The organism is Pseudoalteromonas sp. M8 (assembly GCF_018141365.1).
Taxonomy (GTDB): domain Bacteria; phylum Pseudomonadota; class Gammaproteobacteria; order Enterobacterales; family Alteromonadaceae; genus Pseudoalteromonas.
This window is the reverse complement of sequence record NZ_CP047240.1, coordinates 1,105,904-1,125,428: the sequence shown is the minus strand read 5'-3', so window position 1 is coordinate 1,125,428 and position 19,525 is coordinate 1,105,904. Positions and strand designations below refer to the sequence as shown.

Below are 19,525 nucleotides of genomic sequence, written 5' to 3'. Positions count from 1 at the left end.
TCTTTAAAACCTAGGCTTTAATCAAACGCTTTTGTAAGATTTGAACTTGATCGCGCGCTTGAGCTGCTTTTTCAAACTCAAGCTCTTTAGCAAACTTCATCATTTGTGCTTCGAGTCGGTCTATTTCTTTAGCGATCTCTTTCGCATCCATTGCTGGCATACCTGGTTTAAATTTGGCATCGATATCAACCACTTTGTCATCAGCCACTTCCTCACCGAGATCCATCACATCCGTGATCTTCTTATTGAGTGCCGTTGGGGTAATGCCATTGGCCTCATTGTACGCCTCTTGCTTTTCTCTACGTCTTTGCGTTTCATCTATAGCTTGGCGCATTGAGTTCGTCACCCTATCACCATATAAAATCGCTTTACCATGTAAGTGACGTGCCGCGCGGCCAATTGTCTGAATAAGAGAGCGCGTCGAGCGTAAAAAGCCTTCTTTATCAGCATCAAGAATGGCAACCAAAGAAACTTCGGGCATATCCAAGCCCTCTCGTAACAAGTTAATGCCAACGAGTACATCAAAGACACCTTTGCGCAGGTCTCTAATGATCTCCATACGTTCAACGGTATCGATGTCAGAGTGTAAGTAACGTACCTTAACATTATGATCGTTAAGATAATCGGTCAGATCTTCTGACATGCGTTTTGTTAGCGTAGTAACCAGTACACGCTCATTCACTTCCACCCGTTTGTAGATCTCAGAGAGCAAATCGTCAACTTGAGTTGCAACTGGACGCACTTCTACTTCTGGATCTAATAGCCCTGTTGGACGGATCACTTGCTCGGCAACATCACCCGCAGATTTGTTCAATTCATAATCACCAGGAGTCGCCGAAACATAAATAGTTTGCGGCGAAATCGCTTCGAACTCTTCAAACTTTAGTGGCCTATTATCTAGCGCAGACGGTAATCTAAAACCATATTCAACCAAGTTTTCTTTACGACTGCGATCGCCTTTGTACATCGCCCCCACCTGCGAAACAGTAACGTGAGACTCGTCGATGATCATAAGCGCATCATCCGGCAAATAATCTAACAAAGTTGGTGGTGGCTCGCCAGGTGCACGTCCCGATAAATATCGGCTGTAATTCTCAATACCAGAGCAATAGCCAAGCTCGGTCATCATTTCAATGTCGTACTGTGTACGTTGAGCAATGCGCTGCTCTTCGACTAGGCGATTTTTATCCAATAATTGAGTACGGCGGTCTTTTAATTCCACCTTGATACGCTCAATGGCATCAAGGATCTTTTCTCTTGGCGTCACATAGTGGGTTTTTGGATAGATAGTTGCGCGAACTAGGTGTTTCTCAACGGCACCAGTCAAGGGATCAAACAAACTGATCCGCTCTATCTCATCGTCAAACATCTCAACCCGTACCGCAATGGTTTCCGATTCGGCAGGAAAAATATCAATAACTTCACCGCGAACTCGATAGGTACCACGGCTAAAATCCATGTCATTACGCGTGTATTGTAGTTCTGCCAAACGCCTTAACATGTCGCGCTGATCGATAGTTTCACCGACTTTCAGCAACAGCATCATCTTCATATAAGAGTCGGGATCGCCAAGGCCGTAAATCGCTGAAACGGAGGCGACGATGATAGTGTCTCTGCGCTCAAGCAAAGCTTTGGTCGCAGATAAACGCATTTGCTCAATGTGATCATTGATAGACGCGTCTTTCTCAATGAAAGTGTCGCTGGCAACGACATAGGCTTCGGGTTGATAATAGTCATAATAAGAGACGAAATACTCAACCGCATTATGAGGGAAAAACTCTTTCATTTCGCCGTACAATTGCGCCGCTAGTGTTTTGTTATGCGCCATAATGATTGTAGGACGGTTAAGATTATTAATGATGTTGGCCATGGTAAAGGTTTTACCTGTCCCCGTAGCCCCCAGCAAGGTTTGATGTGCAAGGCCCGATTCTAAACCATCACACAGCTGAGCAATCGCAGTTGGTTGATCTCCGTTTGGCTGAAACTCAGAAACTAGCTGAAACTTATCTTCCATTACGCCTCCTTTTGAACCTCGCTTGCTGCAATTTCATTAATTACTTTCTTAAACCAATTGAAGGCTATGGCTGCGGTAAATAAATTCCCCAAAGCAGCGCCTGCAAATAGCCCTGGTAATCCTGCCAACTGTGAGCCTATATAAGCAATAGGTACATAAAATATGAACAACCGGATCACACTTAGAATGAGCGCATTCATCGGTTTATGCAACGCATTAAATGACGAATTGGTTAATATGATCACGCCTTGAAGGCCGTATCCTAGCGGCATGATATAAATAAATAACTGTATGGTTTCAACGACAGCAGGTTCATTACCAAAAGTATGACTGATGTAGTAAGCGCTCAATACCAGTAATAGATAGACCGCAAATTGAAAAGCAAGCACAAATTTAAGTGTTTGGGTATAGGCATCAGACACACGCTGGTATTGTTTTGCACCAAAGTTCTGACTTACAAAAGGAGGCAAAGTCATAGAAAGCGCCAAAACCACGAGACTTGCGATAGACTCGATACGACTCCCAACGCCAAATGCGGCCACAGCTTCTGGTCCATAACTGGCAATAAGTGCGGTCATTACCGCCATTGCCAACGGCGTCAGCATATTTGCGCCAGCTGCAGGCAGGCCGATGGTGAGAATTTTTTTTGCCGCATTTGTGAAGCTGGTGTATTTTGCAGACAGTGAGATAAGACGTTTTTTAACTATCAGCAAATATAAAATAATAGTTACCCCAAGACTCCAAGATAACACACTGGCCACTGCTGCCCCTTTTACACCCATTGCATCAATTGGCCCAAATCCGAAGATTAATATCGGGTCCAGCACCGCATTTACTAATCCCCCGAGTCCCATGACTAAACTTGGCGTTTTGGTATCACCACTGGCACGCAGCACTGAATTACCAATCATCGGCGTTATCAATAAAATCGAGCCAATGAACCACACGGACATATAGTCGTGTATAAATGGCATAACCGCTTCACCTGCCCCGAGGAGAATAAAGATCTCATCGACAAAAATAAAACCAAGAATAGAAAGCAGCGAAACAAAAATGGCAGAGATAATAATAGCCACTGCGGCATCAAACTTAGCTTCGTCGAGCAAATTGCTACCCAAAGCCTTCGCGATAACGGCGGATGTGCCAATACCTAGCCCGATGGCTAAGCTAATTACAGTAAAGGTAACTGGAAAGGTGAAGCTGATTGCTGCGAGCGGCTCGGTGCCAAGCATACTAATAAAGAAAGTATCAACGAGATTAAACATCATCAGCGTGATCATCCCGAATATCATGGGGATCGTCATTCGCTTTAAAGTCGCCCCAATATCACCAAAAAGGATATCGTTGCCATTGGAATTTGACTTAGCTTGAGTCATAACAACCTATTTCTGATACTTTAAGCGGCTCATTGTATGCTATTCAAGATGTTGACGCTATGCGGGAAACGTTAAGAGTCGTTATAAAGTCTAAATTAGCAACAGTTACCTATAAAAAGCTTGTGTTACGTCACAGGATTAAGGTTTAGTGTTGAAAATAACGATTCAGTAAGTTTTGACAAAAAAGTTACAACCTCGCTTGCAAAGTAGCATGTTTTTTGCACAACCAAAAAGGTAAAAAGTTCATAAAAGCTTCACACTGAGCAACAAATAAACAAAAATAACCAATCAAATATAACCTATTGATATTGTTGAAATTAAATTTTTATCGAATTTTACTTGAAACGGCTGCAGCGCCCTAATTTCATAGTCTTGCAATACTTCTCAAATAATAATAAACAATGTTATCCACAGATTCCGTGGATAAGTCGCTCCAAGCCAATAGAATAAAGGTTTTCAGCTTGGAGTAATTTTGATCAACGGCGAGTTTAGTGTGATCATTCTTAAAACAACAACTGGATCAATTTAGATCTCTAGGCTAACCTTGCTTCTGGAAGTAAAAAGCATCTAGCTACTAAAAATAACGAGGATCACATATACAACTGTTTTAATTGAATTTTTTATTAATTTATTGATTCTCACTTTGACGATAGTAACTACTTACTGTTTGCTACACCGCGTTTAAATAGAGATTATCAATATCACACTATTCACCCTCATTGATCTCATTCACGTGACAATTGCAATGATTTAAAGATCTCAAGAAAACATCATAAAATGAGCAGTTAGGGATATAATTCAAACAAAACGTTCAAAAAATACATTAAACAGAATATATCACTGTATAGATAAACAGTAAACACTGTATATGTTAATTTTATTCGACATCCCCCTACATGATGATTTAGGAATTTTATACAACAGCTTCTATTTCATATTTTGCAGCTCTTCATGATATGAGGCTTTTGAAACCGAAACTCACTAAGAGTCATTATATTAACGATGATAAATTACCTATCACTCAACTTTTGCTTAGATTACTAGGCGGCAAGTCGAGCGCCGCGCTCAAAACCCACTCAGGGGAACAAAAATCAAACAGCAAAGGTCAACAGGACCTATATCAATAATACTAAACAAGCTAAAAAGCCAACAAATAGCGCATTAATTCATCGCTTAGTAGAGTTTTTTACGTTTCTGTGATTTTAGTGGTTGACACCTTGCAATGTCGTCATTAATATTTCGCCCCGTTGAGAGATACGCTTCCCCCTTAGCTCAGTTGGTTAGAGCGACGGACTGTTAATCCGCAGGTCCCCCGTTCGAGTCGGGGAGGGGGAGCCAAATTCTCACACTTGACTATTCCCCCTTAGCTCAGTTGGTTAGAGCGACGGACTGTTAATCCGCAGGTCCCCCGTTCGAGTCGGGGAGGGGGAGCCACTCCTTCACCGGAAAGTCAACATTTTATTGTAGTTCCCCCTTAGCTCAGTTGGTTAGAGCGACGGACTGTTAATCCGCAGGTCCCCCGTTCGAGTCGGGGAGGGGGAGCCAATCAATAAGATAGTGCTCAAAAGAGCATTCCTAAAGTTCCAAATTGTTCCCCCTTAGCTCAGTTGGTTAGAGCGACGGACTGTTAATCCGCAGGTCCCCCGTTCGAGTCGGGGAGGGGGAGCCAATTCCACGAAAGCATTAGACTTTTTCCAGCATTTACACTACTCTACAAGCAATATTCTCACTGCATTTGCCCAAATAACAACCTTCTCTGCAATTTATCGACCAGACAAAAATCAAACCGATGAATTTGATAAAGAAATTGGCAATGCACCCGATACTATGGAATAACTCTCTTTAAGAAGCGTACTATGGCTGGTTTTAAAAAACTTATCGTACTCCAAGTCACCTCTTGGCTATTATTCTCCTTGATTGGTAGCTTTTTTTTCGCAACAAGTTTTGACTCTGCAATCAACAAAGCACAACAAAGTGCCCATACCATGGTGACAGAGTATATAAAGGATAAGAAACTCACTGAAGTTACTCCTGAACATATCCGTCAGGCCTTAAATAGCGGGGATGTTTTCTCAACTTTTATCGTACGAGACTTTGACGGCCAAACTGTTTTGCAAGTCAACACACCAAGCAACCTCCCCTTTATCGCCGAACTCATAGAATCAAATATCAATGCTATTCGCCCCCAATTTGCTGTTAACGATACCAAAGACATCAAAATTGAATTCTTGATCAATGCACAAAGTCAGGCGCAATTACTACAACAAGCCCTACTGCTACTTATCGTTATTTCAGCGTTAGTTGCCTTTATTCCTGTTTTCTTTATGCAAGGCGTCTATAAGAAGCTCAATCGCAACGTCAGTATGACCGTGGCCAGTGCGGTAGATTCATACATCACACAAAACCAAGTTACCGACAATATTGAGTTTGATTTTAATGATGGTAAGGTCGCAGAACTCGGGCATGATTTAGTCCCCTCTTTTAAACGATTAGCTAGCTTTTTAAAGTCAAAGCAAGAAGACATTAAAAATGCCGCTCACACTATCAAGCAAGAAGCGTATAAAGATGTAGTCACAGATCTTGGCAACCGCAATATGTTCGTTGAACATTACGAGCAGTATATCGAGTCATCAGCTAAAAAGGCATTTGGCTCGTTGGCGATGATCCGCTGTTCTGAATTGCAGGTCATTAACCAAACTCGTGGTTATCAAAAAGGCGATGAATACATTAAGTCGGTATCGGATATCATCAAGCACGTCACCGGTACTTATGCCGGCAGCCAGGTGTTCCGTTTAAATAGTTCCGATTTTGCAGTGATCTTACCCAATGTGCCAAGTAAAGAAGCTGAAGAGTTTGGTGAAACACTGCAAGCGCGTTTTACTCAGTTCCAGCAAAACCAAGAGCTATCATCGGTTGCAAACACTGGGATTGTACCTTACGAGAACGGTAAACCACTTGGAGAGCTACTCTCGGTTGTTGATAATGCCATGAGTATGGCACAAAGCAAGCAAGCCAATGCTTGGCATATTCAGCGTGAATCTGACCTAGTGAATAACGTTAGTGCTGGATTTGGCAACCAAAACTGGCGTCGCGTGATCCGCGATGTGATCAACAGCAAACGTGTTAGCTTGATGATGCAAAATATCATGCCAATTGGTAAAAATTCTAAGGCCTATGCTGAGATCCAGTCTCGCTTCAAAACTGAAGAAGGACAGATGCTACCAACGGCTTCTTTCCTTGCCATGGCGGAAAAGCTGGAAATGGCCATCGAGATTGATCAGCTGATCATCGACACCTCGCTAGAACTTATCAAAACGCGTAACTTTAATGAAAAGTATTTTGGGATCAATGTCACCGCATCGAGCGCTCATAACGATCAATTTGTGATCTGGTTAGAGCGTCGTTTGTTAAAAGAAACCAATCTCGCCTCTAAACTGGTATTTGAAGTTAGCGAGTTTGGCTTACAGCAAAATATTAAAGCCAGTAAGCGCTTTATTGATATGGTGCATCGTGCCGGCGCTCGTATCACCGTTGAGCGTTTTGGTGTGGGTTTAACGTCGTTTAAGTTTTTTAGAGACTTAAAGCCTGACTATATCAAAATGGATGCAAGCTATACTCGTGGTCTTGAAGAAGACAAGAATAATCAATATTTTATGCGCTTAATGGTTGACCTTGCGCACCGTATCGGTGTCAACGTATTTGCCGAAGGTATCGAGAGCCAAGAAGAGAAACACATAGTCGAAACGCTTTGTTTGGACGGTGTACAAGGCTATTACATCGAAAAGCCGAAAGAAATCTAAGTAACCAGAGCTTGGATAATTCACCTATTATCCAAGCTCACAAAAAGCTCTAAGGGCAGCTTCTTTACCCCTCACTTTCCCGCTGCCATTACGCTGACTTTCGCACACTATCATTTGCCACACCAGTTACAATCTGTGTTACTATTGGCAGGAATTATCATTCAAGTTTGTCCATGGGATCTTAAGAAGTTCACAAAGATAAGCTTGAAGATTATTTCGGCGCTAGCGGTAATCCAATATCTAGCAATAAAATCACTCTATCACCATGATTTTATTGCTAAAAAATCATATATTTAGCCTGATAAGCAAACTCTGAATTAGGATTACTTGCTAATAACTGAATGAAAACTGTCAGCATTACATGACAAGCTACAGCCTCACACTATTTGAGAGGCTAGCTTAAATGATAGCAAAGCACATGTTTTCACTTAAAAAATTCAAAGCGGAACGGTGCTATCGGTTTAATTCTACTAAAAAGTATTTTTAGCAGAATTAAACCCAGTCAAAACTTGCACCTAGTAAGTTCTTTAATACAGTTAACTATCACCTCGATTTGACGGGAAAACCCGCATAAAGTGAATAAGTTATAGAGGCAGGAATGACCGAATACATTTTGTTGCTCATTGGCACCGTGCTGGTGAATAACTTCGTTTTAGTCCAATTTTTGGGCTTATGTCCATTTATGGGGGTATCTGGAAAATTGGATACCGCAGTGGGAATGTCGTTAGCGACCACCTTTGTTCTTACGCTAGCCTCAGTCACCAGCTATTTGGTCAATCAGTATATTTTATTGCCGCTCGATCTCACTTTTTTAAGAACGATGAGCTTTATTTTGGTTATCGCTGTGGTTGTGCAATTTACAGAGATGGTGGTACGTAAAACCAGTCCAACCTTGTATCGGTTACTGGGAATTTTCTTACCTTTGATCACCACCAACTGCGCTGTACTAGGCGTCGCACTACTTAATATCAAAAAAGACCACACCTTTTTAGAGTCTGCAGTCTATGGTTTTGGCGCTGCGGTTGGCTTTTCTATGGTTTTGGTGCTATTCGCCGCTTTGCGTGAGCGTTTGGCTGTCGCTGACGTGCCGACACCCTTTAAAGGCGCATCGATAGCGATGATCACCGCAGGACTTATGTCGCTTGCGTTTATGGGCTTTTCTGGATTGGTTAAGTTTTAGATATGACATTACTTTACGCATTACTTGCACTGGGTGCGCTGGCGCTTATTTTTGGTATTGTGCTTGGCTATGCAGCAGTGAAATACCGAGTTGAAAGCAACCCAATTGTTGAACAAATAGACGCTATTCTGCCACAAACTCAATGCGGCCAGTGTGGCTATCCCGGCTGTCGACCTTACGCTGAAGCGATTGCGAATGGCGATGATGTAAATAAATGCCCTCCCGGCGGTGAAGCTACAGTGAAAAAACTGGCGGACTTAATGGGCGTAGAAGCAAAGCCACTGGCTGGCGGAGAAGACGCAGAGCCGGTCAAGAAAGTGGCTTACATTCGTGAAGACGAATGTATTGGCTGTACCAAATGCATTCAAGCTTGCCCCGTGGATGCTATCGTTGGTGCAACCAGACAAATGCACACCGTGCTCATCGACGAGTGCACAGGCTGCGATCTGTGTGTCGAGCCCTGCCCGGTCGATTGTATTGATATGATCCCGGTTGCACAGACCAAGCAAACGTGGAAGTGGCAGCTAGACGCCATTCCTGTGACACAGATTGATTAAGAGGTTTAAGTGGAAACATTACTTGAACAAATAGAAAGCGGAAAACTGTGGCAGTTCCCAGGTGGCATCCATCCACCAGAGCAAAAGACATTATCCAACCAACAACCGATTGCTCGTTTACCTTTGCCTGATAAACTAATCCTGCCACTAAAGCAGCACATTGGTGCCAATGGTAGCCTGTTAGTTAACTCTGGCGATCACGTCCTTAAGGGTCAAGCATTGACGGCTCCAGGCACGAACTGGTCGCTGCCCATTCACGCCCCCACATCTGGCACCATTGAAGCGATAAAACCGATGCCGTCGGCGCATCCATCCGCGCTACCTGAGCTCAGTATTATTTTGCGCCCAGACGGTGAAGATAAGTGGACACCACTGAACCCAATTAGCGACATTAGCACGCTGGATAACAAACAGCTTATCGATATTATCCACCAAGCTGGTATTGCCGGTATGGGCGGTGCGGGATTCCCAACCTATGTCAAAGCAGACAGCCCAAAGCCCATTGAGTTTTTAGTCGTCAATGGCATTGAGTGCGAACCATATATTACAGCCGATGATCGTTTGATGCGTGAGCACGCCAAAGAAATCATCGCAGGCGTCGAAGTGCTACAAGGTATATTGAAGCCACAAAAAGTGTTGTTTGGCATTGAAGATAATAAACCAGAAGCCATTGTGGCGATCACCGCAGCGGCTCAGCATAATCAGGATATCTTAGTCCGTAGTGTGCCAACCAAATACCCCTCAGGTGGTGAAAAGCAACTGGTCAAGCTATTAACTTCCAAAGAAGTACCAAGTGCTGGAATACCAGCGGATATCGGCGTTCTAGTGCAGAACGTTGGAACACTGTTCGCAATTTGGCAAGCCATTTTTGAGGGTAAACCACTTATTGAGCGTGTAGTTACCGTGACCGGTAATACCATTACTCAGCCAAGCAACGTGTGGGCTTTACTCGGCACTGAAATAAAGCACCTGCTAGACTCACAAGGCTTTTCACCAGTAGAGGCGCAGCGCGTAGTCATGGGCGGTCCAATGATGGGCTTTACCTTGCCATCGGTTAGGATCCCAGTGGTCAAAACCACCAACTGTATACTCGCGCCAGACAACCAAGAACTTGCGATCCCGGGGACGAAAAGGCATGTATTCGCTGTAGTGCCTGTGCAGATGCCTGCCCTCAAAGCTTATTACCACAGCAGTTACAATGGTTTGCTAAAGGCAAAGAGTACCAAAAGTTAGAGGAATACAACCTCTTTGACTGTATCGAATGTGGTGCGTGCTCTTATGTTTGCCCGAGCGAAATTCCCTTGGTGCAATACTATCGTGTAGCCAAAGCCGATATTCGCGAACAAAAGCTCGAACAAGTCAAAGCAGAGCGTGCTAAAGAGCGTTTTGAGGCAAGAAAAGAGCGCTTAGAGCGCGAACAAGAAGAACGCCAAAATAAACATAAACGCCGTTCGGCGGGCGCTGCACCAAAAGCCGCAGATAAAGAAAAAGTACAAGAAGCACTCTCACGCGTTAAAGATAAGCTGTCAGATAAATCCGCGGTCCAAGCTGCGATTGCACGCGCCAAAGCCAAACGAGGTGAGAATGGCGAATTAGAGCCGGATAACAGCGCCATTGCTGAAGAGCGTGCAAAACGCAAAGCGCAGGCGCGTAAATATAAAGAAGAAAAAACTGATCAGCCTGAAAGCACAGATAAAAAAGATGCAGTAGCCGCCGCCATTGCCCGTGCAAAGGCGAAAAAGGCCGCAGCCCAAGCGTCACCTGAGTCTGAGCCAGCAGCAACAGACGATAAAAAGGCAGCCGTAGCTGCTGCAATCGCCCGGGCCAAAGCCAAAAAAGCAGCCGCAGAAGACACAGCTGAACCTGAAGCCAATGCAGCGCCAAGCGATAAAAAGGCCGCCGTTGCCGCCGCAATTGCCAGAGCTAAGGCCAAGAAAGCCGCTAAAGAAGCGGAAGAAGCAGGTGAAAGCATAAGCGAGCAAGCTGAAGCTTCACACAGTGCTCAAACCGATAACGCTGACGAAGATCCACGTAAAGCCGCCGTTGCTGCCGCAATCGCTAGAGCTAAGGCCAAGAAAGCAGCTAAAGAGGCTGAAGAAGCTGGCGAGAGCACAGTCGAACAAGCAGAAGCTGCTCCAACGGAAAGCGCTGAGGAAGATCCACGTAAAGCCGCCGTTGCTGCCGCAATTGCCAGAGCTAAGGCCAAGAAAGCAGCTAAAGAGGCTGAAGAAGCTGGCGAGAGCACAGTCGAACAAGCAGAAGCTGCTCCAACGGAAAGCGCTGAGGAAGATCCACGTAAAGCCGCCGTTGCTGCCGCAATTGCCAGAGCTAAGGCCAAGAAAGCAGCTAAAGAGGCTGAAGAAGCTGGCGCAAGCGTGAGCGAACAAGCAGAAGCCGCCTCAACGGAAAGTGCTGACGAAGATCCACGTAAAGCTGCCGTTGCCGCCGCAATTGCCAGAGCTAAGGCCAAAAAAGCCGCTAAAGAGGCACAAGAAGCTGGCGAAAGCGTGAGTGAGCAAGGCAAAGAAGCAAATGAGCCAACGGCGGGATCAGAAACAGACTCCAGCGGTACAGAGCAAGGTGCTGAGGGCACATCTGAGCAGCAACAAGCCAGCCCTGAAGCACGTAAAAAAGCCGCCGTTAAAGCCGCAATTGCGAGAGCAAAAGCGAAGAAGCAAGCGAAAGAACAAGAAGGAAATGAACCGTCATGAAACTAACCATGGCCTCATCCCCGCACAATCATAGCCATAAATCAGTCAACAAAATCATGATGACCGTCATGGCAGCCTGTATTCCCGGGATCTTAGTCCAAACCTACTATTTTGGTTTTGGTGTATTGATCCAGTTGGCTTTGGCGCTTATTACCGCAAGCCTTGCTGAAGCGCTAGTGCTAAAGCTAAGAGGTCGAGCGATATGGCACAGCCTCAGCGACGGTAGTGCTTGGCTCACTGCTGTGCTACTGGCCATCAGTATTCCGCCACTAGCCCCTTGGTGGATAACTGTCATTGGCGCATTTTTTGCCATCGCAATTGTAAAACAGCTATACGGTGGCCTAGGCTTTAACCTTTTCAACCCGGCCATGGCGGCCTATGTATTATTGCTGATCTCCTTCCCTGTACAAATGACTTCATGGTCACCTATTCAAGCGCTCACGCTAGAGTCGCTAAGCTTTGTCGACCAACTCGCGATGATCTTTACCGAGTCCACCAGCCAAGGTGTCTCACTTGACGTATGGCGTGCAGGGGTGATTGACGGTGCGACTGGTGCCACGCCATTAGACTCGGTAAAAACCGCAGTCTCGCAAGGCTTAACCGTTAATGAGGCGATGAGTAAGCAGGGTTTTGGAGCACTTGCGGGACTTGGTTGGCAATATGTTAACCTGGCCTTTTTGCTAGGTGGTCTTTATCTGCTAAAAGCCAAAGTGATCAACTGGCATATTCCTGTAGCCTTTATTGCCAGTCTTGGCCTTGCTAGCGCAATTGGCTATATCATTGCCCCTGAATCAGAGCCGGGCACCCTATTCCATTTGTTAAGTGGCGGCGCTATGCTTGGTGCCTTTTTTATAGCCACCGATCCGGTGTCGGCCTCTACCACTAACTTAGGTCGCCTGATTTACGGCGCGGCAATCGGCTTAACAGTCTATGTTATTCGTCAATTTGGTGGTTACCCAGACGCCGTTGCATTTGCAGTTGTGATCATGAATATGGCCGTACCACTTATCGATCATTACACTCAGCCTCGTACTTATGGTCATGGAGCAAAATCATGATAATTCAATCGATGCAGAAAAATGGCCTCATCCTCGCGGCATTTGCACTGGCAACAACAGGGGCGGTCGCACTGATTAATGACCTCACCAAAGATAAAATTGCCAGCCAAGAGCAGCAGCACCTGATGCAACTGCTTTCTCAGGTGATTGCAGCAGGTAAGTACGACAATACACTGTATTTGGATTGCACCACCAGCAACGCACTAGAACTCGGCCCTGGCGGCCCGCACACCATTTACAGAGCCAGACTCAATGGCGAACCCTCAGCCCTGTTAGTGAGACACATCACCCCCAAAGGCTACAGTGGCAATATTGATGTCTTAACCGCTATCGATAGACAAGGTCTGATCTCAGGTGTGCGTGTAACGCGCCATGAAGAAACCCCAGGCCTTGGTGATAAGGTCGAGCTGGCAAAATCGGCTTGGGTAACGACTTTCAACGGTGTTCAAGTTGAAGGTGAAGGTGAAGCAGATCCTAAAATGAATGTGAAAAAAGACGGCGGTCAATTTGATTCATTTACTGGCGCAACCATTACCCCACGTGCCGTGGTAACCTCGGTAAATCAGGCCGCATGGTTTGCCAAAACGCATTTTGATGCGCTATTTAACGCGCCTAATACTTGCGAGGTGTCGCAATGAGTCAGTTTAAATCGCTCTTTCAAGAAGGTACATGGCAAAATAACCCTGCACTGGTACAGCTTTTAGGGCTATGTCCGCTCCTTGCGGTGACTTCAACGGTAACCAATGCATTAGGGCTTGGTATCGCCACACTACTGGTACTGGTTGGTTCTAACTTTACCGTATCGGTGGTGAGAAACTGGGTGCCAAAAGACATTCGTATTCCCGTGTTTGTGATGATCATCGCCGCCTTTGTTACGGTTATTCAACTACTCATGAACGCTTATACCTTTGGTCTGTATCAATCCCTTGGTATATTTATTCCGTTGATCGTGACCAACTGCGCCATTATTGGTCGTGCCGAGGCATTCGCTTCGAAGAATAGTCCGCTGTTATCGGTTTGGGATGGTTTAATGATGGGACTGGGTTTTGCACTGGTGCTATTTGTACTGGGTGCAATGCGTGAACTCATTGGTCAAGGAACACTATTTGATGGTGCCGAGCTACTCCTTGGCAACTGGGCAAGTGTTTTGCGTATTGAGATCTTCTCATTCGATCATCAATTTTTAGTCGCAATCCTGCCACCGGGCGCCTTTTTAGGCCTTGGTTTTTTGATTGCCGCTAAAAACATTATCGACGCTCAGCTCAAAGCCAAAGCAGCGCCAACAACCGAAGAAGTAAAAGGCCCAAGAGCACGGGTCACTAACTTAAACTAATGTGGTAATAATAAAGCCAGTTTGCAGCGATACCGTCACTATCGCTGCTTAATGAAAATAACCGCATGCTACCGTCATTGAATTTAGCAAGTAAATCTTATGAATAAACAAAAACGTATAGAAATACTCACGCGACTCAGGGACGAAAATCCGCACCCTGAAACTGAGCTAGAATACTCGTCACCATTCGAGCTTTTAGTTGCCGTTACCCTCTCAGCACAAGCCACTGATGTTGGGGTAAACAAAGCGACACGCAAACTCTTCCCTGTTGCCAACACACCTGAGAAAATTCTGGAGCTTGGCCTTGAGGGCTTAAGAGACTATATCAAAACCATTGGTTTATTTAATTCAAAAGCCAATAACGTCTATAAAATGTGTCAGATCCTCGTTGACAAACACGGCTCCGAAGTTCCTGAAAACCGTGAAGCGCTAGAGGCACTGCCAGGCGTTGGTCGTAAAACCGCCAACGTGGTACTAAACTGCGCTTTTGGCTGGCCGACTATTGCCGTAGACACCCATATCTTCCGCGTCTCCAACCGCACCAAGTTTGCCATGGGTAAAGATGTGGTGGCTGTCGAGCAAAAGCTAGAAAAGGTTGTACCAAAAGAGTTCAAGGTAGATGTCCACCACTGGCTAATCCTTCATGGCCGCTATGTGTGTACTGCGCGTAAACCTAAATGCGGCAGCTGTTTGATTGAAGATTTGTGTGAGTTTAAAGAGAAGACTGAGTAATATTTAAGGTGATAACCTTGCTATGCATTTGTCACCTTACAATTTCATAACACTTTTGTTCATTTTTACTATCCATTTCTTCTCTATATAGCCCATAAAACCTTTGCGCATCTTTTTTCAAATCATATTTTTGGCAACATAATAAAAATCTAAAAATCGCAGCTTGCGAGTGGCGACCAAATCGATATTGTTTCTGCTGCACAAAATCGAAAAAGCGTTCGCATACTTGCTCTGGTTTTTTCTGGCTGGTCAATGCACCAATTAATTCAGCCATTGCAAAGCTATTTGTTGGCTCTATTTTTAATGCTTGCTCCGAAATGCTTTTTGCCATTTCAAACTTATTTTGACGTTGGTAGATTTTGGCTAGCTCCGTGCGAGGGTGTAATCCTTTAGGGTCTAATTCAATATATTCGAGCAACCTCTGTTCGGCCTTTTCAAACTTATTTTGACGTTGGTAGATTTTGGCTAGCTCCGTGCGAGGGTGTAATTGCTTACTGTCTATTTTTAGCGATTCGAGTAAGACCGCTTCCGCATCCCCTAACTTATTTTGACGTTGGTAGATTTTGGCTAGCTCCGTGCGAGGGTGTAATTGCTTACTGTCTATTTTTAGCGATTCGAGTAAGACCGCTTCCGCATCCCCTAACTTATTTTGACGTTGGTAGATTTTGGCTAGCTCCGTGCGAGGGTGTAATCCTTTAGGGTCTAATTCAATATATTCGAGCAACCTCTGTTCGGCCTTTTCAAACTTATTTTGACGTTGGTAGATTTTGGCTAGCTCCGTGCGAGGGTGTAATTGCTTACTGTCTATTTTTAGCGATTCGAGTAAGACCGCTTCCGCATCCCCTAACTTATTTTGACGTTGGTAGATTTTGGCTAGCTCCGTGCGAGGGTGTAATTGCTTACTGTCTATTTTTAGCGATTCGAGTAAGACCGCTTCCGCATCCCCTAACTTATTTTGACGTTGGTAGATTTTGGCTAGCTCCGTGCGAGGGTGTAATTGCTTACTGTCTATTTTTAGCGATTCGAGTAAGACCGCTTCCGCATCCCCTAACTTATTTTGACGTTGGTAGATTTTGGCTAGCTCCGTGCGAGGGTGTAATCCTTTAGGGTCTAATTCAATATATTCGAGCAACCTCTGTTCGGCCTTTTCAAACTTATTTTGACGTTGGTAGATTTTGGCTAGCTCCGTGCGAGGGTGTAATTGCTTACTGTCTATTTTTAGCGATTCGAGTAAGACCGCTTCCGCATCCCCTAACTTATTTTGACGTTGGTAGATTTTGGCTAGCTCCACGCGTGAATTTAAGTCTTTTGGACTAATGTTCAGTATTTCTTTCAATAAGGCTTCCGCATCCCCTAACTTATTTTGACGTTGGTAGATTTTGGCTAGCTCCGTGCGGGCCTGTAGGTTATTACTGTCTAACTTGAGTAACTCTAACAGTATTGCTTCCGCATCCTCTAACTTATTTTGACGTTGGTAGATTTTGGCTAGCTCCACGCGTGAATTGAAGTCTTTTAGACTAATTTTCAGTATTTCTTTCAATAAGACTTCCGCATCCTCTAACTTATTCTGACGTTGATAGATTTTGGCCAGTTCCACTCGTGAATTTAAGTCTTTTGGACTAATGTTCAGTATTTCTTTCAATAAGGCTTCCGCATCCCCTAACTTATTTTGACGTTGGTAGATTTTGGCTAGCTCCGTGCGAGGGTGTAATTGCTTACTGTCTATTTTTAGCGATTCGAGTAAGACCGCTTCCGCATCCCCTAACTTATTTTGACGTTGGTAGATTTTGGCTAGCTCCGTGCGAGGGTGTAATTGCTTACTGTCTATTTTTAGCGATTCGAGTAAGACCGCTTCCGCATCCCCTAACTTATTTTGACGTTGGTAGATTTTGGACAACTCTGTCCTTACATGAAGGCTATTTGTATTAACCGCTAAAAATGTTTCCAATAGTGAAAGAGCTTGATGTTCTTGCCCACTAGCTAGGAAACTCCAAGCGAGTCCTAGGTGCAAAGTCTGGTAGAATTTTGATGATAACTTCACTCGCTGAGCTAGCGGTTCTTTTAACAATAAGGCTGCTAGTTTCCCTAATTCAATATGTTGACTTTGTTCGATATAAACTTTTTTATTTCCGAAAATATTTACAAATGCTTGAACTACAAAAGGATCCGAAAAATCTGTACTACTTAGCAAATCTAACATTAATTCTGTTTTATCTAGATTTGGAAATTCACTAAAAAATATTTCAGATACGATTTCATGCTTGGTTCTAAGCGTTACGCGCTTTTGTAAATCAGCATCTCTGTAATGTTGGATCACTATGGGTTCATTATGCTCTCCTTGAATACGCTCTAGCAGCCAGTTAGTTTGTGACTTATCTGCACCACATACCTTTTCAAGTAAAGGCACAGGCAATTTAACCCCATAGAGGTAAAATAAAGCTATATACTTATAGGCACCTTTATAAGCAGGTATATCGCGAGTTAGTTTATCAAAATCACTCCAATCAAAAGCGTAATCTATTTTCCTCCGCTTTTTCAACTCAAGCAAAATTGAGTAAGTGGCATTCACATAACCAAGGTTGCTATTTAGTCCTTTTGGTATGAGTTCATTACTTACTTCACTATCAAGCGCTAATAACGAAAAAAGTTTTTGATAGACATTTTTCCTTTGTTGGTAAGAATTACGCACAACTATAGGCTCTAACTCTTCCTCTCCATGAAAATGTACCAATGTGTCATCCTGCTTCAAACTATTAAAACGGTGACCACGTTCAGCAAGTACTATATTTACTTGGCTATTATAAGCAGGTATTTGCCTGATAAGTGATTGCAACACATCTGGGTTAGCGGCCGGGTTATCAATACATAGCAGGCAAGGTTCATGCCCTACGGTATATTTTAGTAATGATAAAAGGGCTTTTTCATCATTGTTATTAAATCTATGTTCAAGATTTAAAATAAAAACATACGGATACGTTGAAACAGACTCGATTGCAATACGATTAAGTATGCTTGTTTTCCCAAACCCTCCATTTGCGACTAACCACAAGCTTCTTTGTTGATTAGCACTCTGCAACGTTTTGTGGACTAAATCTAAAATCGTATCGTTTCTGATATCAATGTCGTTACAAACAACTTTGAAAACCAACTCATCACTGTCATTAATTCGGTAGTAATCTAAAGCAAGTTTTTGGCACTCCTCACCACCTAACTTAGCTCGTTCAATCTCTGTGATAGTCACCTGTCTAAATCCAGAAATAGATACTATGGGCAAATAGGGATAATAAGTTGGAATAAACTCTGTCGCATACCGCCATATTTTTTCAGAAATTGTTTCCCAGCCCCAATATTCCACTTTTACAAATTCATTAGACAATTGTTGCGCCAAAAGTTGTAAATGAGCGTCATTTTTAAATGTAGATGCAAAAATAAAGCGACTAGGAGGAATAGGTAAGCTGCCTATGCTGGCAACTTCCTTCTCTAACTCATTCTTTAACACATTCACGATCTTTACATCGTTATTATGTTTAATGTCTTTCAACTTACACTGAAATGTGACAGAGCTATTACTTGGTGAAAACCCATCAATACCGTACTGCGTTTGCCCTCTTCGACCAAAGCATTCTATGCTGGGATCATCTAACTCTCTTCGTAAAAGATCTCTGACTAACTTTTCAAATTGATATTCATCGGCTAATGCTGGTAATTGATAACTCAATTTTAACTTCCTTTTACGAATACGCTGCTCAACGCTACTTATAATAGAATACGAGAAATAAAATAGAATCTAACGATATCAAGCTATTGATTATAATCAAAGTAAAATATCTTAGTATTTAGTCGACTCTGAAAACACTTAATTTCTTGATCTAAGTAGTGTTCTAAATTGTCCCGATATCCTAATTTTGCTAGGTTTCCTTTCTTACAAATTAAACCTTGAAAATAGTGATTAAAAGTAAAGCCAAAAGCGGTTCATGGGAGCACACCTTACTTTTTGCAGCTTTGAAAGCAAGACTAACAGACAACAATCTTTCCCTCTCTTATCACGCCTGAAAAATAATATGGATGAGTAATTTATTTCATGGATGATCTGTGCCGCCGTTTAGTTGCTGTCGCCAAGGTTTCAGATACAGCATTTAAAATCCGCTATAACTGAATGAAAATAAACTGAGATTCTAGCGATATCTGATTGGTCAGCAAATGTGGCTAAACCTATTTAAGTGCCCTATCGCTTGGTAAATTGATTCGGCTATATTGGACAAAGCAGTCTAATGTAATTAAATCTATTGATATCTACTTTCCTTATACTTCGGCGGACCGACTATTACTGTAGACACCCATATATTCCGCGTCTCCAACCGCACCAAGTTTGCTATGGATAAAAATGTGGTGGCAGTCGAGCAAAAGCTGGAAAAGGTTGTACCAAAAGAGTTCAAGGTAGATGTCCACCACTGGCTTATTCTCCATGGCCGCTATGTGTGTACTGCGCGTAAACCTAAATGCGGCAGCTGTATTATTGAAGACTTATGTGAGTTTAAAAAGAAGACTGATAGCTAATATTTGTTTTAGCATAAGCACAACTTTAATTTATGGGGATTGTAGCTACTTTTTTGTTTCGTTGAATTATCTGGAAACATAGATCGCTGCATAAAGCATCTCCTAGACACGATACATAACTTCTGGTGGGATCCGCTTAACGCGGAGAGCTTTTACTAAATCGCGATGTAAAATCGCCCTACATCCGTTTTACAATTTCTAGAACAT

General features: G+C 43.5%; 10 protein-coding genes, 4 tRNA genes and 2 pseudogenes. 13 read left to right on the top strand and 3 right to left on the bottom strand.

Annotation, left to right across the window (positions count from 1 at the left end; genetic code table 11):
- Nucleotides 1-10 precede the first annotated feature (10 nt).
- Entirely contained in the window at nucleotides 11-2,014 is a 2,004-nt protein-coding gene (uvrB, locus tag GSF13_RS09815) for an excinuclease ABC subunit UvrB (RefSeq protein WP_010607369.1), read from the bottom strand.
- Nucleotides 2,014-3,390: an MATE family efflux transporter gene (locus tag GSF13_RS09810; RefSeq protein ID WP_211868062.1), complete on the bottom strand. Its 1,377-nt coding sequence runs from the start codon at nucleotides 3,388-3,390 to the stop codon at nucleotides 2,014-2,016. The genes uvrB and GSF13_RS09810 overlap by 1 nt, the downstream gene beginning before the upstream one ends.
- Before the next feature lie 1,261 nt (nucleotides 3,391-4,651).
- Between GSF13_RS09810 and GSF13_RS09805 the strand changes: the two genes are divergently transcribed.
- The 12 genes and pseudogenes from GSF13_RS09805 to nth all read left to right on the top strand — a co-directional run bounded on the left by GSF13_RS09805 (nucleotide 4,652) and on the right by nth (nucleotide 14,761).
- Nucleotides 4,652-4,728 (top strand) — tRNA-Asn (locus GSF13_RS09805).
- A 19-nt stretch (nucleotides 4,729-4,747) separates the two neighbouring features.
- Nucleotides 4,748-4,824, top strand: a tRNA-Asn gene (locus GSF13_RS09800).
- 34 nt (nucleotides 4,825-4,858) lie between these two features.
- A tRNA-Asn gene (locus GSF13_RS09795) sits at nucleotides 4,859-4,935 on the top strand.
- Between the two features lie 47 nt (nucleotides 4,936-4,982).
- Nucleotides 4,983-5,059: transfer RNA gene (locus GSF13_RS09790), tRNA-Asn, on the top strand.
- Between the two features lie 187 nt (nucleotides 5,060-5,246).
- Nucleotides 5,247-7,190, top strand: a complete 1,944-nt coding sequence (locus tag GSF13_RS09785) for a GGDEF domain-containing protein (RefSeq protein WP_102056243.1) — start codon at nucleotides 5,247-5,249, stop codon at nucleotides 7,188-7,190.
- A 598-nt stretch (nucleotides 7,191-7,788) separates the two neighbouring features.
- Nucleotides 7,789-8,370, top strand: coding sequence for an electron transport complex subunit RsxA (gene rsxA, locus GSF13_RS09780; RefSeq protein WP_010370383.1), 582 nt, complete (start codon nucleotides 7,789-7,791; stop codon nucleotides 8,368-8,370).
- Nucleotides 8,371-8,372: 2 nt separating this feature from the next.
- Entirely contained in the window at nucleotides 8,373-8,927 is a 555-nt protein-coding gene (rsxB, locus tag GSF13_RS09775) for an electron transport complex subunit RsxB (protein WP_010370380.1), read from the top strand.
- Nucleotides 8,928-8,936: 9 nt separating this feature from the next.
- A pseudogene (gene rsxC, locus GSF13_RS09770) lies at nucleotides 8,937-11,638 on the top strand (electron transport complex subunit RsxC).
- Entirely contained in the window at nucleotides 11,635-12,696 is a 1,062-nt protein-coding gene (rsxD, locus tag GSF13_RS09765; protein ID WP_211868060.1) for an electron transport complex subunit RsxD, read from the top strand. Before rsxC ends, rsxD begins: the two are co-directional and overlap by 4 nt.
- On the top strand, nucleotides 12,693-13,334 hold the full coding sequence (gene rsxG / locus GSF13_RS09760) for an electron transport complex subunit RsxG (protein ID WP_211868058.1): 642 nt from the start codon (nucleotides 12,693-12,695) through the stop codon (nucleotides 13,332-13,334). Before rsxD ends, rsxG begins: the two co-directional genes overlap by 4 nt.
- A complete protein-coding gene (locus GSF13_RS09755; protein WP_211868056.1) occupies nucleotides 13,331-14,029 on the top strand; it encodes an electron transport complex subunit E in 699 nt (232 codons plus the stop codon). Before rsxG ends, GSF13_RS09755 begins: the two co-directional genes overlap by 4 nt.
- Before the next feature lie 99 nt (nucleotides 14,030-14,128).
- Nucleotides 14,129-14,761, top strand: coding sequence for an endonuclease III (nth, locus tag GSF13_RS09750; RefSeq protein ID WP_211868054.1), 633 nt, complete (start codon nucleotides 14,129-14,131; stop codon nucleotides 14,759-14,761).
- Between the two features lie 31 nt (nucleotides 14,762-14,792).
- On the opposite strand, the gene GSF13_RS09745 is transcribed toward nth, so the two are convergent.
- The gene (locus tag GSF13_RS09745) at nucleotides 14,793-18,479 is read right to left on the bottom strand and encodes a tetratricopeptide repeat protein (RefSeq protein WP_211868053.1); all 3,687 of its coding nucleotides are present in this window, start codon (nucleotides 18,477-18,479) and stop codon (nucleotides 14,793-14,795) included.
- Between the two features lie 575 nt (nucleotides 18,480-19,054).
- Between GSF13_RS09745 and GSF13_RS09740 the strand changes: the two are divergent.
- Nucleotides 19,055-19,318, top strand: a pseudogene (locus tag GSF13_RS09740) (endonuclease III); the annotation flags it as partial.
- Between the last annotated feature and the right edge of the window lie 207 nt (nucleotides 19,319-19,525).